The sequence below is a fragment of the Nocardia sp. NPDC058497 genome (assembly GCF_042720195.1).
Lineage (GTDB): Bacteria > Actinomycetota > Actinomycetes > Mycobacteriales > Mycobacteriaceae > Nocardia.
The window spans coordinates 5,836-20,400 of sequence record NZ_JBHXMY010000024.1; the positions used below are offsets into that span (position 1 = coordinate 5,836).

Annotated in this window: 12 protein-coding genes; 10 read left to right on the forward strand and 2 right to left on the reverse strand. The window is 69.2% G+C overall.

Features of this window, described 5'->3' with window-relative positions; genetic code table 11:
* The first annotated feature begins 80 nt into the window (after positions 1 to 80).
* Complete coding sequence (locus ACFWPJ_RS03320) at positions 81 to 737, forward strand: response regulator (protein ID WP_378846507.1); 657 nt, start codon at positions 81 to 83, stop codon at positions 735 to 737.
* Positions 734 to 1,891 carry a GAF domain-containing sensor histidine kinase gene (locus ACFWPJ_RS03325; protein ID WP_378846509.1) on the forward strand — a complete coding sequence of 386 codons (1,158 nt, stop codon included), beginning with the start codon at positions 734 to 736 and terminating at the stop codon, positions 1,889 to 1,891. Before ACFWPJ_RS03320 ends, ACFWPJ_RS03325 begins: the two co-directional genes overlap by 4 nt.
* 100 nt (positions 1,892 to 1,991) lie before the next feature.
* Here ACFWPJ_RS03325 and ACFWPJ_RS03330 read toward each other — a convergent pair whose 3' ends face one another.
* Positions 1,992 to 2,975, reverse strand: coding sequence for a class I fructose-bisphosphate aldolase (locus ACFWPJ_RS03330; protein ID WP_378846510.1), 984 nt, complete (start codon positions 2,973 to 2,975; stop codon positions 1,992 to 1,994).
* A 150-nt stretch (positions 2,976 to 3,125) separates the two neighbouring features.
* Between ACFWPJ_RS03330 and ACFWPJ_RS03335 the strand changes: the two genes are divergently transcribed.
* The 5 genes from ACFWPJ_RS03335 (at position 3,126) to ACFWPJ_RS03355 (ending at position 9,011) form a co-directional block, all read left to right on the forward strand.
* A complete protein-coding gene (locus ACFWPJ_RS03335) occupies positions 3,126 to 5,420 on the forward strand; it encodes an FdhF/YdeP family oxidoreductase (protein WP_378846512.1) in 2,295 nt (764 codons plus the stop codon).
* 13 nt (positions 5,421 to 5,433) lie between these two features.
* Positions 5,434 to 6,297, forward strand: coding sequence for a type I methionyl aminopeptidase (gene map, locus ACFWPJ_RS03340; RefSeq protein WP_378846513.1), 864 nt, complete (start codon positions 5,434 to 5,436; stop codon positions 6,295 to 6,297).
* A gap of 109 nt (positions 6,298 to 6,406) precedes the next feature.
* Positions 6,407 to 7,996, forward strand: a complete 1,590-nt coding sequence (locus ACFWPJ_RS03345) for a cobyric acid synthase (protein WP_378846516.1) — start codon at positions 6,407 to 6,409, stop codon at positions 7,994 to 7,996.
* Positions 7,997 to 8,008: 12 nt separating this feature from the next.
* Entirely contained in the window at positions 8,009 to 8,275 is a 267-nt protein-coding gene (locus ACFWPJ_RS03350) for a YdeI/OmpD-associated family protein (RefSeq protein WP_378846518.1), read from the forward strand.
* Between the two features lie 172 nt (positions 8,276 to 8,447).
* Entirely contained in the window at positions 8,448 to 9,011 is a 564-nt protein-coding gene (locus ACFWPJ_RS03355; RefSeq protein WP_378846521.1) for an alpha/beta hydrolase, read from the forward strand.
* 7 nt (positions 9,012 to 9,018) lie between these two features.
* Here ACFWPJ_RS03355 and ACFWPJ_RS03360 read toward each other — a convergent pair whose 3' ends face one another.
* A complete protein-coding gene (locus tag ACFWPJ_RS03360) occupies positions 9,019 to 10,062 on the reverse strand; it encodes an alpha/beta hydrolase (protein WP_378846523.1) in 1,044 nt (347 codons plus the stop codon).
* A gap of 233 nt (positions 10,063 to 10,295) precedes the next feature.
* On the opposite strand from ACFWPJ_RS03360, the gene mqo reads away from it, so the two are divergent.
* From mqo to ACFWPJ_RS03375, 3 genes are all read left to right on the forward strand, one after another.
* Positions 10,296 to 11,828 (forward strand): malate dehydrogenase (quinone), encoded by a 1,533-nt coding sequence (gene mqo / locus ACFWPJ_RS03365; protein WP_378846525.1) that lies wholly within the window; start codon positions 10,296 to 10,298, stop codon positions 11,826 to 11,828.
* An 8-nt stretch (positions 11,829 to 11,836) separates the two neighbouring features.
* Entirely contained in the window at positions 11,837 to 12,283 is a 447-nt protein-coding gene (locus tag ACFWPJ_RS03370) for a GNAT family N-acetyltransferase (RefSeq protein ID WP_378846527.1), read from the forward strand.
* A gap of 70 nt (positions 12,284 to 12,353) precedes the next feature.
* Complete coding sequence (locus ACFWPJ_RS03375) at positions 12,354 to 14,552, forward strand: magnesium chelatase subunit D family protein (protein ID WP_378846529.1); 2,199 nt, start codon at positions 12,354 to 12,356, stop codon at positions 14,550 to 14,552.
* Positions 14,553 to 14,565 lie beyond the last annotated feature (13 nt).

Sequence of the window (14,565 nt, forward strand, 5' to 3'; positions counted from 1 at the left end):
CTCCCCCCGGCGGGTGGGCGCGCGGGTGATATCCGCCAAATGCCGGGAGCCACCGGGGTTTTCGGTCGTAAGCTGGCGGTATGCCGACCCCGTTACGGCTTGTGCTCGTCGACGATCACGAGATGGTCCTGCACGGGCTCGACGCGATGCTCGGCCACTTTCCCGACGAGGTCGTCATCGTCGGGCAGTCCACCACCGACACGGCCGCGCTGCGGATGGTCGCCGAGCATCGGCCCGATATCGTGCTGTGCGATGTCCGCATCGGCAAGGCCAGCGGACTCGATCTGTGCAGGCAGATCACCGTGCAGTATCCGGAGACGAAGGTCGTGCTGCTCACCGTCTACGACGACGAGCACTACCTGTACCAGGCCCTGCGCGCCGGCGCCGCGGGCTACATCCTCAAACGGGTCGACGGGCGCGAACTCGTCGCCCAGCTGCTGCGGGCGGGGGAGGGGGAGACCGTCGTCGACCCGGCACTGGCCGGTCGGGTGGCGCTGGCCGCGGCGCGCCTCGACGCGGGGCAGTTCTGGTCCGGCGCGCATCTGGGGCTGACCCAGCGGGAATCGGAAGTGCTGGGGCTGTTGGTGTCCGGGTATTCGAACCGGGCGGTGGCGGGCAAGCTGGTGGTCAGCGAGGACACAGTGAAGACGCATATCCGCGGGCTGTATCGCAAACTCGGGGTGTCCGATCGCAGCGGGGCGATCGCGGTCGCGTTGCGCGAGGGGCTGTTCCGTTGACCGCTGCGGCGCCGACCGCGGCCGAGCTCGCCCCACTCCTCGCCGCCGACGGTGTGCTGCTCTACGCCGTCGACGGGCAGGACCTCGGCATCGTCGACCTGTGGCCCGCGCATCCGTCGGCGGGCTCGCTCACCTTGCAGGTCGGGTTCGGGGTGACCGGGTTGGTCGCCCGGACCGGCAAACCGGTCCTGCTCGAGGTCGACTCGCCACGCAATGCACTGCACCGCAAGCTGTTACAGCTCGACCCGGACCAGACCGTCACCCGGATGTGCCTGCCGCTGCCGGGAATAGACGGCGCGGTGGTCGGTGTGCTGGCGGCCCACCGCCACCCGGCCGCGCCGTTCGGGCCCGATGATCTCGCGCGCGCCGAACCCTACGCGGCGATCCTCGGTCTGTCGTTGCACGCGCACCGGTTGTGGCGCACGGTCAACCGGCACCGCAGTGAGCGTGATCGCCTTGTCGAGCAAGCGATCTCGGCGCAGGAAGCCGAGCGACGCCGGATCGCCTTCGACCTGCACGACGGGGTGACCACCGCGCTCGCGTCCATGTCGTTCCACCTGTCCGCGGCCGACCTCACCGTCTCCGAACTCGCCGCCCACGTCGCCACCGATGACGAAACCGGTGCGCGTGCTCTGGCGCGCGCCCGCGAAGAACTGGTCAGCGCCCGCGCACTGGCGGATTTCGCCTACAACGAGACCAGGGCGGCGATCTCGGGCCTGCACAGCCTCGTCCTCGACGACCTCGGCCTGGTCGCCGCCATCGAATCGCTGGTGCGCACGGCGAGCACCGGCGACGGTCCGTCGATCGAGTTCCTTGTCGACCCGGCGGCCGCCGTCGGCGACATCCCCGATCACGCGGCCGCCGCCCTGTACCGGATCGCGCAGGAAGCGCTGGCCAACGCGGTCAAACACGCGGGCGCGAGCCGGATCGTGCTGTCGCTGCGCCGGGTCGGTGACTCGGTCGTCCTCGGCTGCTCCGACGACGGCGCGGGCTTCGACCCGGTCGCCCGCCGGGAAGCTCGGGCCGTCGACGGAGAGCAGCATTTCGGTCTGAGTTCGATCGCCGAGCGCTGCGCCGTCATCGAGGCCTCGCTGCGGGTCGAGTCGATGCGGGGGCGCGGGACGATCCTGCTGGTAGAGCTGCCTATCCGGTAGTCAGCGGGCGAATTGATGCCGGTGCGCGGCCGGCCGAGCTGCTCGTCGGTAGTCAGCGGAGCGCCTTGATGCCAGGCTGCGGGTCCGGACGGCCGAATCGTCAGCGGGTCGCGTCGGCCGCGCTTCGGCAATTGCCGAGCAGAATCTTTTGCGCCGCAGTCACTTCTTTGGATTCCGCCCAAGCATGCAGGGCCGCGCTGACCAGTGCCCGGCCGAACGAGAAGGTCACCGCCCACGGTCGGCCCGCGAGGATGGTGAGGTTGCCCAGGTAGTCGCAGACCTGCTCGGTCGGTTGCCCACCGGACAGGAACGCGATCCCGGGCACGGCGGCGGGCACGGTCTCACGCAGCACCGCGAAGGTCGCCGCCACCACGTCGTCCACCGCCGCCGGCGCGGCATCGAGACCCGGCGTCACGAAGTTCGGCTTGAGCACGATGCCCGACAGGTCGACACCGGCGGCATCGAGCGCGGCGAACACCGATCGCAGGGCCAGCCGGGTCGCCTCGGCCGAGGCGTCGAGGTCGTGGTCACCGGTGCACAGCACCTCCGGCTCGACGATCGGGACGATGCCGTGCCGCTGACACAGCGCCGCGTAGCGCGCCAGCGCGTGCCCGTTGGCGTGCGCGGCGTAGGGCGTGATCGACCGCACGTCGAAGACGGCCCGCCACTTGGCGAACGCGGCGCCGCGCTCGGCATAGGCCGCCAGCCGGGCGCCGAGCCCGTCGAGTCCCTCGGTGACCAGAGCGCCGCCCTGGCCGGGAAGTCCCGTGGTGCCGGTGTCGACCTTGATGCCGGGCAGGATGCCCAGCTCGCGTGCCGCGACCGGGAACGCGCGGCCGTCGGCGAGATCCTGACCGAAAGTCTCGTCGCACAGGATGATTCCGCTGATCCACTCCGCCAGGCCGTCGGCGGTGAGCAGCACTGCGCGGTAGTCGCGCCGGGTGGTCGCGCTCGCGGGAATGCCCTCCTGTTCCAGGCGGGCGGACATGGTCCTGATCGACTCGTCGGCGGCGAGGATGCCGCGGCCGCCGCCGGTCAGCTGCTGGGCGACGGCGGCGAGAGTCGTGGCGGGAAGTGTCGTCATGGACAGAGCATGCGAGCGGTTCCGGACCGCGTCCTCACCCCTGCGGGCGATACCGGGTGTGAACTGCCGCGTTGACAACCGGGACGAAACTGGGAAGCCTTTGGGTCATCCTGTCTGACCGCAGTGCCACGGCACGGAAAGAAGCTGGTGATGACCTCGATCGATGACCCCGCCGACGACCTGTCGGTGACTCCGCCGAAGACCTGGGCGGCGGGTGTTCCCGGGGTGGTCCACGCACTCGAGTACTCGCTGTCGCAGACCTCCGCCAAGCGCACCGCGCTGACGCTGCTGAACGTCAACCAGACCGAGGGCTTCGACTGCCCGGGCTGTGCCTGGCCGGAACCGAAACATCGGCACAAGAACGAGTACTGCGAGAACGGCGCCAAACACGTCAGCGACGAGGCGACCACCCGACGGGTCACCCGCGAGTTCTTCGCCACCCACACCGTCGACGAACTCGACGCCACCTCCGACTACTGGCTCAACCAGCAGGGCAGGCTGACCGAGCCGATGGTCAAGCGGCCCGGCGCGACCCACTACGAGCCGATCGGCTGGGACGCCGCCCTCGACCTGATCGCCACCACGCTGCGCGGGCTCGACTCGCCGAACGAGGCACTGTTCTACACCTCGGGCAGGCTCAACAACGAGGCCGCGTTCCTGCTGCAACTCTTCGCCAGGGCCTACGGCACGAACAATCTGCCCGACTGCTCGAACATGTGCCACGAGTCGAGCGGTTCGGCACTGAATCAGACGCTGGGCGTCGGCAAGGGCAGCGTGTCGCTGGACGACATCTACGCCGCCGATCTGATCTTCGTCGTCGGCCAGAACCCGGGCACCAACCATCCCCGGATGCTCTCGGCGCTGGAAGAGGCCAAACGCAACGGCGCGAAGGTCGTCGCGGTCAATCCGCTGCCCGAGGCCGGGCTGATCCGGTTCAAGAACCCGCAGGTCCCGCGCGGGGTGATCGGGCGCGGCACCGCCATCGCCGACCACTTCCTGCAGATCCGCCCCGGCGGCGACCTCGCCCTGTTCCAGACACTGAACCGGCTGCTGCTCGAAGCCGAGGACGCCGCGCCGGGCACCGTCCTCGACCACGACTTCATCCGCACCCAGACCACCGGCTTCGACGCCTTCGCCGCGCACACCGGACAGCTCGGCTGGGACGCCGCGCTCGAGGCCACCGGGCTGACCAGGGCGGCGATCGAGCAGGTGCACCAGCAGGTGCTCGCCTCGAAGAAGATCATCGTGTGCTGGGCGATGGGACTCACCCAGCACAAGCACGGCGTGCCGACGATCCGCGAAATCGTCGACTTCCTGCTGCTGCGTGGCAATCTCGGCCGCCCCGGCGCCGGCGTGTGCCCGGTCCGCGGGCACAGCAATGTGCAGGGCGACCGCACGATGGGCATCTGGGAACGGATGCCGCAGGCCTTCCTCGACGCACTCGGCACCGAGTTCGGCTTCACCCCGCCCGCCGCGCACGGACTGGATTCGGTCGCCGCGATCCGTGCCATGCGCGACGGCCAGGCGAAGGTATTCGTCGGTGTCGCAGGCAATTTCGCGCGCGCCACACCCGACAGCGCGGTGACCGAGGCCGCCCTGCGGCAGTGCGCGCTCACCGTGCAGATCTCCACGAAACTCAACCGCTCGCACACGGTGTGCGGTGAGACGGCGCTGATCCTGCCCACCCTCGGCCGCAGCGATCGCGACATCCAGGCGAGCGGCGAGCAGTTCGTCACCGTCGAGGACTCGATGAGCGAGGTGCACGCCTCCCGCGGTCGGCTCGACCCCGCTTCGCCCCACCTGCTCAGCGAGGTCGCCATCATCTCCCGGCTCGCGCAGCGCACGCTCGGCGCGACTCCGGCGATCCCGTGGGCGGAATTCGAAGCCGACTACAACACCGTGCGCGACCGCATCTCCCGGGTCGTGCCCGGTTTCGAGAACTTCACCGAGCGTGTCGCCCGGCCGGGTGGGCTGCGGCTGATCAACCCGGTCAACCAGGGCATCTACCGCACCGCCAGCGGCAAAGCGGAGTTCACCTGCAACGACTTCACGATGCTCGCGGTGCCGCCGGGGCATCTGCTGTTGCAGTCGCTGCGCTCCCATGACCAGTGGAACACCATCCCGTACGCGAACAACGACCGCTACCGCGGAATCCACAATGCGCGCCGGGTGGTGATGGTCAACCCGGACGACCTGGCCGAGCTCGGGCTAGCCGATCGCGACGTGGTCGACCTCGTCAGCGTCTGGCACGACGGGGTCGAGCGCCGCGCGGAGAACTTCGTCGTCGTGGCCTACCCGGCCAGCCGGGGTTCGGCGGCGGCGTACTACCCCGAGACCAATGTGCTCGTTCCGCTCGACAGCGTCGCCGACATCAGCAACACCCCGACCTCCAAGGGGATCGTGGTCCGCCTCGAACCGCGTCACAGCACCGACCAGGGGTCCTAGCTACACTCCCCTTATGTCCGTGCGCACCCGTCAGCCACTCGTTCCCGGCACCCAGTCGCCGATCCGGGACGTCCCGCGTTCCATCGAGCGTCCCGAATACGTGGGGAAGAAGACCGCGAACGAGGGCCACGAGCCCTGGGTGCAGACGGCCGAAACCATCGAGAAGATGCGGATCGCGGGCAAGATCGCCGCCCAGGCGCTGGAAGAGGCGGGCAAGGCGGTCGCGCCCGGCGTCACCACCGACGAACTGGACCGCATCGCGCACGAGTACATGTGCGACCACGGCGCCTACCCGTCCACGCTCGGCTACAAGGGCTTCCCCAAGTCCTGCTGCACCTCGCTCAACGAGGTCATCTGCCACGGCATCCCCGACTCGACCGTTATCTCCGACGGTGACATCGTCAATATCGACGTCACCGCCTACATCCACGGCGTGCACGGCGACACCAACAAGACCTTCCTCGCCGGCAATGTCGACGAGGAGGTGCGGCTGCTGGTCGAGCGCACCGAAGAGGCCACCAGCCGGGCCATCAAGGCGGTCAAGCCAGGGCGCGCGCTCAATGTGATCGGTCGCGTCATCGAGGCCTACGCCAACCGCTTCGGCTACGGCGTCGTCCGCGACTTCACCGGCCACGGCGTCGGCCCCACCTTCCACAGCGGCCTGGTGATCCTGCACTACGACCAGCCCAATATCGAGTCGGTCATCGAGCCGGGCATGACCTTCACCATCGAGCCGATGATCAACCTCGGCGGCATCGACTACGACATCTGGGACGACGGGTGGACCGTGGTCACCAAGGACCAGAAGTGGACCGCCCAGTTCGAGCACACCCTGGTTGTCACCGAAACGGGCGCGGAAATTCTCACGCTGCCGTGAGCTGGCCCGCCGGTTCGATGTGCGCGTCGGTGGCCTGCCAGGTCGAATCGGCATGGCGCGGTCGCCGTGCGGTCGTGGCGGGACCGACCTGCCCGAATCGACGCCCGGCATGAGCGGCTCTGCGCTACGCGGGGCGCTGCTGGTCGCGGGCACGACTTCCGACGCGGGGAAAAGCGTTGTGGTGGCAGGTATCTGCCGCATGCTCGCGCGGCGTGGGGTGCGGGTGGCGCCGTTCAAGGCGCAGAACATGTCCAACAATTCCGTCGTCACGGTGGACGGCGGGGAGATCGGGCGTGCCCAGGCGTTGCAGGCGCGGGCGTGTGGGCTGGAGCCGAGCGTGCGGTTCAATCCGGTTCTGCTCAAGCCGGGCAGCGATCGCCGCTCGCAGTTGGTGGTGCGAGGTCAGGCGGTCGGAACCGTCGGGGCCCGTGACTATTTCACTCGGCGACAGCAGTTGCGCGAGGTGGTCGCGGCCGAACTCGCCTCGCTGCGTGCGGAATTCGATGTGGTGATCTGTGAGGGCGCGGGATCGCCCGCCGAGATCAACTTGCGTGCCACGGATCTGGCGAACATGGGACTGGCACGGGCGGCGAATCTTCCGGTTCTGGTGGTCGGCGATATCGATCGCGGGGGAGTGCTCGCCCACCTGTTCGGCACCGTCGCGGTGCTGGAACCCGAAGACCAGCACCTCATCTCGGGCTTCCTCGTCAACAAGTTCCGTGGCGACGTCTCGCTGCTCCAGCCGGGCCTGGATCAGCTGACCGCCCTGACCGGCCGCCCCACCCTGGGCGTGCTGCCCTTCGCCGAAGAGCTGTGGCTCGACGCCGAGGACTCCCTCGGCACGGTCGCGGGCACGCCCGTCGGCCGACCGGCGCCACCCCACGGCACCGACTGGCTCACCGTCGCCGCGATCCGCCTGCCCCGCATCTCCAACTCCACCGACATCGAAGCCCTCGCCTGCGAACCCGGCGTCGCCGTCCGCTGGGCCGACAGTCCCCATCAGCTGACCACCGCCGACCTCGTCGTCCTGCCCGGCTCCAAGTCGACCATCTCCGATCTGGAATGGTTGCGCACCAAGGGAATCGACGACGCCCTGCGCAGCCGCGCCGCAGCAGGCCGCCCTATTCTCGGTATCTGCGGCGGCTACCAGATGCTCGGCCGCCGCATCGTCGACGGCGTCGAACACGCCGCAGATCCATCGATCGCGGAGCCGGACTCGGACCAGCCGTATGTGGCCGACGGACTCGGCCTGCTCGACCTCGACATCGAATTCGCGAACCCCAAAATCGCCCGTCAAGTGACAGGTGTGGCGGGTCGACTACCCCTGCACGGCTACGAGATCCACCACGGCCGCGTCACCCACAACGCCGACCCGGACTGGCTGACCATCGACGGCGCCTCCGAAGGCAGTGCGCGCCAAGCGATCTGGGGCACCCACGTCCACGGCCTCCTCGAATCAGACGAGTTCCGCCGCACCTGGCTCACCGACGTCGCGACCCACGCAGGCCGCACCGGTTTCGCCGTGGCACCCGCCACCTCGGTCTCGGCCATCCGATCCGCCCAACTGGACCTCCTCGCAGACCTCGTCGAACAGCACGTCGACCTCCCGGCGCTCGACCGCCTGATCAACACCGGCGCCCCCACCGGCCTGCCGGTCATCCGAACCGGAACAGTCCAGGTGTCCCCGCAGCCCAGTTGATAGCGTGACCGCATGAGCAGACAACCGGTGCCAGGCGGCGTGGTCCACACGCTGCCCGCGGACCTGCGGTCGGCATTGCTCACCAACCCGGTGGCACTCGAGGCCTGGCACGACATCACACCCCTGGCCCGCAACGAGTTCATCTGCTGGGTCGAGGACGCCAAGCAGCCCGCGACCCGGGAACGCCGAATCCGGCGAACCCAGGAAGAGCTGGCCGAGGGTCAGCGCCGCCCCTGCTGCTGGCCGGGATGCAAGCACCGCGAGCGCACCGGCCGATAGCAGCCGACCACTGTGCTGCCGGTCTCCTCACACCTCGTCGAGCTCCGCTGTGACAGGTCTGGCAATTCGGGCCCTCCGCGTTGGGAAACCCCAGGACAGGGGCGAAAACAGACCGGCCATCACGAGCGGAACACCCTGCCGTGTTCAGCCTGGCCGTGTACCGTACACCGGCATGAAATCTCGGCAGATCACGGTCGGTGACCGGGCTTGGACAGTGCGGGTCGACGGGCCGTCATCGCGGCACAATGTACTGCTGCTTCCCGACGCGGACGACCCTGCCGACGTCTTCGACCAGGTGTGCGCGCGCCTGCACGAATCCGATCTGCAGACCGTCGTGCTGGAGTCCGTCGACGGGCTGGAACCGGCCGCGATCCACGCCATTCTCGACGAGCTCGAGCTGCCGTATGTCAATGTCGCGGGCCGTGGTGCGGGCGCGGCGCTGGCCTGGCGGTTGTGCGCGGGACGGTTCGGCCGGTTCATGAGTCTGGTCGTCGCCGATCAGGGTCATCCGGCCGTGCCCGACGCCGACGGCAACGCCGCCGATCCGGCCTGTCCGCCGCTGGAGCTGCCGGTCACCATGCTGGTCACCAAGGGCCTGCCGCGCGCCACCGCCGACGCGTCGGGTCGCTACGTGTACGGCGAATTCCGGGTGGTCCCGCTCGAGGTCGACAACATCGCCACCGAGGGCGCCCACGAGCTGGCCACCGAGATCGTCCTGCGCACCAGCCTCTGGTGAGTTCGCCTCAGCTCTTGCGGTAAGTGACCAGCCAGTCGAGCCAGTTGTCGGTTTCGGCGAAAGCGTTGGCGCGCACCGCTTCCGAGGACAGGAACACGTCGTGGCGGGCGCCGTCGATCGGCACGATCGAGGTGCGCTCGCCCAGGCAACCCGCCCAGCGCTGGATCTGCTTGACATCGAGCACGGCGTCGGCCACGTCGACGGCGGGGCTGTGCTCACGGGCGAACTTGGTGAGCCGCGAGCGCAGAATCAGCGCGGGCACACCGATCGCCAGACCCTGGTGCAGGCGGGTCTGCCCCTGCCGGATGGCGCGCAGCCAGCCGATCCGCACCGGTTCGCCGGTCAGCGGCTTCCAGTCCAGGTTGTAATCCCACTCACCCGACCGGGTGTGATGCAGGCTGTCGCCGTAGGCGGTGCTGACGCCTATGCCGGGGATCATCGCGAACGCTCGCAACTTGCCGACGGCGTTGATGATCGGGGTGCCGACCGTCCGGTAGTAGGACGGGCCCTGCAGATCGAACCAGGGGCTGTTGAGGACGACGCCGACGACACCGGCCTTCGCGCTACCGCCCCTGGCCTCGAGCCGGTCCAGCCACAGCGGCACGACGAGCCCGCCGGTCGAATGCGCGACGATCAGCACGTCGTTGCCGGTTTCCGCGCGCGCGATCCGCAGCGCCTCGTTCAGCTCGGCGTCGTAGAGCGCCAGGTCGCTGACGTAGTGCGCGCTCTGCCCCACCCGCCGCGAACGGCCGCATTTGCGCAGGTCCAGGGCGTAGAAGCGATGGCCACGGGCAGCGAAATGCTCGGCCAGATGCTCCTGGAAGAAGTAGTCGGTGAAGCCGTGCACGTACAGCACGGTGGGCTCGGAAGCCGGGGCCTCGGCGTCGGGCAGGTAGCGCACGAGAGTGGCCACCACCTCGCCCTCACCGTCGGGGTCGGGGCCGAGCGGCAGGGTGCGCTGCTGGTAGTCGGTGCCGAGGACATCGGATTGCCACTGCTCATCGGTCCGCTCGGCGGCGCCGGCAGGCTCGAGTGAGGTTTCGTTCGTCACACCGGTCAATCTATCGCGCGGTCATCGCGACGTGCAGTGTTGGTTTAGATCACATTCGGGAGGTCGGTTGCAGAACTACGAACGGCTGAGGTGCACAATTGGCAACAGGTGAACGACGGGTAACCTACCCCCCGGCGATTCACCGCGAGTCGCACCAAACCCCAAAGCGCCCGCGCCCAAGCGAACTCACTCGCCGGTGAGTAGCTGAGAAGGACAAGGAAGTCGAAGTACCCGTGTCGAACGCTGCGAAGACTGAAAAGACCGATGTAGTTCTCTTCGGCGCAGGCATCATGAGTGCCACGCTGGGCGCGCTGCTGCGGCAGCTGCAGCCGGAGTGGACGATCTCGGTGTTCGAGCGGCTCGACGCCGCCGCCGCGGAGAGCAGCGATCCGTGGAACAACGCGGGCACCGGTCACTCGGCGCTGTGCGAGCTCAACTACAGCCCGCAGAACGCCGACGGCTCGGTCGACATCGGCAAGGCCGTCGACATCAACGAGCGCTTCCAGGTCTCGCGCCAGTTCTGGGCCTCGGCCGTCGACGCCGGCGTCCTCGACGATCCGTCCGGCTTCATCAACCCCATCCCGCACGTCAGCTTCGTGCACGGTGCCGACAACGTCGACTACCTGCGCAAGCGCTACGAGGCGCTGGCGCCGCACCCGCTGTTCCGCGGCATGGAGTACATCGACAGCCCCGACGAGTTCGCCGCGCGCCTGCCGCTGATGGCCAAGGGCCGTGACTTCACCGACCCGATCGCGCTGAACTGGACCGACGGCGGCACCGACATCGACTTCGGCGCGCTCACCAAGCAGCTGCTGGCCTACGTCGGCTACTCCGGCGGCGAGATCGCCTTCGGCACCGAGGTCCGCGACCTCGACAAGCAGTCCGACGGTTCCTGGAACGTCACCGTCCGCAACCTGCGCACCTTCAAGTCCCGCACGATCAACGCGAAGTTCGTCTTCGTGGGTGCCGGCGGTGGCGCGCTGCCGCTGCTGCAGAAGTCGGGCATCAAGGAGGCCAAGGGCTTCGGCGGCTTCCCGATCAGCGGCCAGTTCCTGCGCTCCACCAACCCGGAGCTCATCGCCGCGCACGAGGCCAAGGTGTACGGCAAGGCCGCCGTCGGCGCGCCGCCGATGTCGGTGCCGCACCTGGACACCCGCGTCATCAACGGCCGCAAGGGCCTGCTGTTCGGTCCCTACGCGGGCTGGACCCCGAAATTCCTCAAGGACGGCTCCAACGCCGACCTGTTCAAGTCGATCAAGCCGAACAACATCGGTTCGCTCGTCGGCGTCGGCCTCACCGAGATGGGCCTGACCAAGTACCTGATCAGCGAGCTGCTCAAGTCGCAGAACGGCAAGGTCGGCGTGCTCGAGGAGTTCCTGCCGCGTGCCGAGGGCCGCGACTGGGAGCTGATCACCGCCGGTCAGCGCGTGCAGGTCATCCGGAAGAAGGGTGTCGGCGGTGTGCTCGAGTTCGGCACCGCGGTCATCTCCTCGCAGGACGGCAGCATCGCCGGTCTGCTCGGTGCCTCGCCGGGCGCTTCGACCTGTGTCACCGCCATGCTCGACGTCATGCAGCGTTGCTTCCCGCGCGAGTACGCGGGCTGGACCCCGCAGCTGCAGCAGATGATCCCGTCGCTGGGCCAGAAGCTGTCGGAGAACCAGGCGCTGTTCCAGGAAGTGTGGGACTGGACCACCAAGTCGCTCCAGCTCGACAAGATGAACGCCACCACCGAGCAGGACGCCGCCGGTTTCGCGCAGGTGCGATAGCGGAGCCGATGTCGCCGGTCGTCTTGCAGCGGGCATGGGCGGCGGATCTGGACACCGCCACCCTGTACCGGCTGTTGACACTGCGTGTCGACGTGTTCGTCGTCGAGCAGGAATGCGCCTATCCCGAGCTGGACGGGCGTGACCTGCTGCCGGCGACCCGGCATCTGTGGATCGACGACGACGGCGAGGTTGTCGCCACGCTGCGCCTGCTCGAAGAGCACGAGGACGGCGTGACGAGCTTCCGTCTCGGCCGGGTGTGCACCGCAGTGCCCGCCCGCGGGCGCGGCTACTCCGCCCGGCTGCTGCGGGCCGCGCTGGCCGAGACCGGATCGGCGACCGTCCGGCTCGACGCGCAGTCCTACCTGGTGGACATGTACGCCACGTTCGGGTTCACCCCGGACGGCGAGGAGTTCCTCGACGACGGCATCCCGCATGTCCCGATGCGCCGGGGGTAACCCGCGAGGCGGTCTCGGGCCGCGCATGCCCGGCGCGGGTCATGATCAGACGCGCGCATAGAGTGGGGGCGTGCCTGGTTTTGCTGATGTCGCCGCTGGTCCGCACACCGCCGCTCGGTCGGCGGGTGAGGCGGGATTCCCGTTCTCGGCGGTGGTCGGGCAGGAACACCTGCAGCTGGCGTTGATCTTGTCGGCCGTGCATCCCGGGATCGGCGGTGTGCTGGTGCGTGGCGAGAAGGGCACCGCGAAGTCGACCGTGGTGCGGGCGCTGGCCCACCTGCTGCCCCCGGTGGTCGACGAGACCGGCGCGCGCCCCGCGCGGCTGGTGGAGCTGCCGGTCGGCGCGACCGAGGATCGCGTGGTCGGTTCGCTCGACCTCGAGCGGGTGCTGCGCGACGGGGAGCAGGCGTTCCGCCCCGGTCTGCTGGCGGCGGCGCATCACGGCGTGCTCTACGTCGACGAGGTGAACCTGCTGCACGACCACCTGGTCGACGTGCTGCTCGACGCGGCCGCGATGGGCCGGGTCCATGTCGAGCGCGACGGCGTCTCGCATTCGCATCCGGCGCGGTTCGTCCTGGTCGGCACCATGAACCCCGAAGAGGGCGAGCTGCGGCCCCAGCTGCTGGACCGATTCGGCCTCACCGTCGACGTGGCCGCCTCCCGCGAGGTCGACACCCGCATGGCGGTGGTGCGCAGGCGCCTGGACTACGAGGCCGATCCGGTCGGGTTCGCCGCTCGCTACGCCGACGCCGATCAGATTGTCGCCGAACGGATTCTGACCGCGCGTGACCGGCTGCCCGAGATCGCCCTCGACGACACCGAGCTGCGCCGGATCGCGGCGCTGTGCGCGTCCTTCGATGTGGACGGGATGCGCGCGGATCTGGTCGTGGCGCGGACCGCGACCGCGCATGCCGCGTGGCGTGGGCGCGATCGGGTCACCGAGGACGATGTGCGGATCGCCGCCCAGCTGGCTCTGCCGCATCGACGTCGGCGCGATCCGTTCGACGAGCCGGGGATCAGTGAGCAGCAGCTCGACGACGCGATGCGGGCGGCGGCCGACGAGGTCGAGAATGCCGCCGAGGCTGCGGGATTCGACGAAACCGCGGCCGGCGATGATCCGCGGGACGACGCTCGCGGACAGGGCGAGAACGACGATTCGGCTGATCGGTGCCCGGCGAACGCCGGGGGAGGCCCCGATCTTCGTGATGTCGACGGTGCCGAGGACGACGGCGGCCCCGATAGCGGGGGACCCGTCGACCAGGGTCCTGAAAGCGGCGGACCGGACGATCCCGACGGCGATGGCCCCGACAACAACCCCGGAGGCGGGCCTAACGGTGGCGGGTCCAGGCCCGCGGCCGAAGGGATCTCGGGCACACCGGGTTCCGTGTCGAAGCCCGCACCGCGCTGGGAGGTACCCGGCATCGGCGAAGGGGCGCCCGGCCGCCGGTCCCGCGCCCAGACCCGCACCGGCCGGATGGTGCGCCCCGATACCGACACCTCCACCGGCCTGCACCTGCTCGGCACCGTATTCGCCGCTGCCCCACGGCAATTCGAGCGCGGCCGGTTCAGTGGCCCGCTCGCGCTGGCCGCCGAGGACCTGCGTGGCGCGTATCGCGAAGGGCGCGAAGGGAATCTGGTCGTGTTCGTCGTCGACGCCTCCGGGTCGATGGCCGCCCGCGACCGGCTCACCGCCGTCACCGGCGCCATCGTCACCCTGCTGCGCGACGCCTACCAGCGCCGCGACAAGGTGGCCGTGATCAGCGTGCGCGGCAGCGAAGCCGAACTCGTCCTCCCGCCGACCTCCTCGGTCGACATCGCCGTCCGCCGCCTGGCAGGCCTGCGCACCGGGGGCAAGACCCCGCTCGCCGCGGGCCTGCTGAAGGCGCGTGAGGTGATCGCCCGCGAACACGTCCGCGACCCGCGCCGCCGCCCGATGCTGGTGCTGCTCACCGACGGCCGCGCTACCGGCGGCGTCGACCCACTGCCCCGCGCCCGCACCGCGGCTCGCCTCCTGGCAGGCGAAGGCCACACCGCCATGGTCATCGACTGCGAACGCGGCATGATCCGCCTCGGCCTCGCCGCCGAACTGTCTCGTGACCTGCGCGCCCGGTACCTGCGCCTGGACGAACTCACCGGGAAGACCGTCGCCGATGTCGTCCGCACCACCGGCCGCGCTGCGGCGCGCGCGGGGGTTATCCCGTGTCTTATAAAAAAAAGAATCATCCCAAGACAATTTTTGTGTTTTTATCGGTGTTGGGCGGAGAATTAAAAAAGTGTGTGGG

Bases quoted from the DNA above. Each gene is read 5' to 3' on its own strand.
- ACFWPJ_RS03335 (WP_378846512.1), top strand. From the start codon at position 3,126: ATGACCTCGATCGATGACCCCGCCGACGACCTGTCGGTGACTCCGCCG.
- ACFWPJ_RS03355 (WP_378846521.1), top strand. From the start codon at position 8,448: ATGAAATCTCGGCAGATCACGGTCGGTGACCGGGCTTGGACAGTGCGG.
- ACFWPJ_RS03345 (WP_378846516.1), top strand. From the start codon at position 6,407: ATGAGCGGCTCTGCGCTACGCGGGGCGCTGCTGGTCGCGGGCACGACT.
- ACFWPJ_RS03370 (WP_378846527.1), top strand. From the start codon at position 11,837: ATGTCGCCGGTCGTCTTGCAGCGGGCATGGGCGGCGGATCTGGACACC.
- map (WP_378846513.1), top strand. From the start codon at position 5,434: ATGTCCGTGCGCACCCGTCAGCCACTCGTTCCCGGCACCCAGTCGCCG.
- ACFWPJ_RS03350 (WP_378846518.1), top strand. From the start codon at position 8,009: ATGAGCAGACAACCGGTGCCAGGCGGCGTGGTCCACACGCTGCCCGCG.
- ACFWPJ_RS03330 (WP_378846510.1), bottom strand. From the start codon at position 2,975: ATGACGACACTTCCCGCCACGACTCTCGCCGCCGTCGCCCAGCAGCTG.
- ACFWPJ_RS03320 (WP_378846507.1), top strand. From the start codon at position 81: ATGCCGACCCCGTTACGGCTTGTGCTCGTCGACGATCACGAGATGGTC.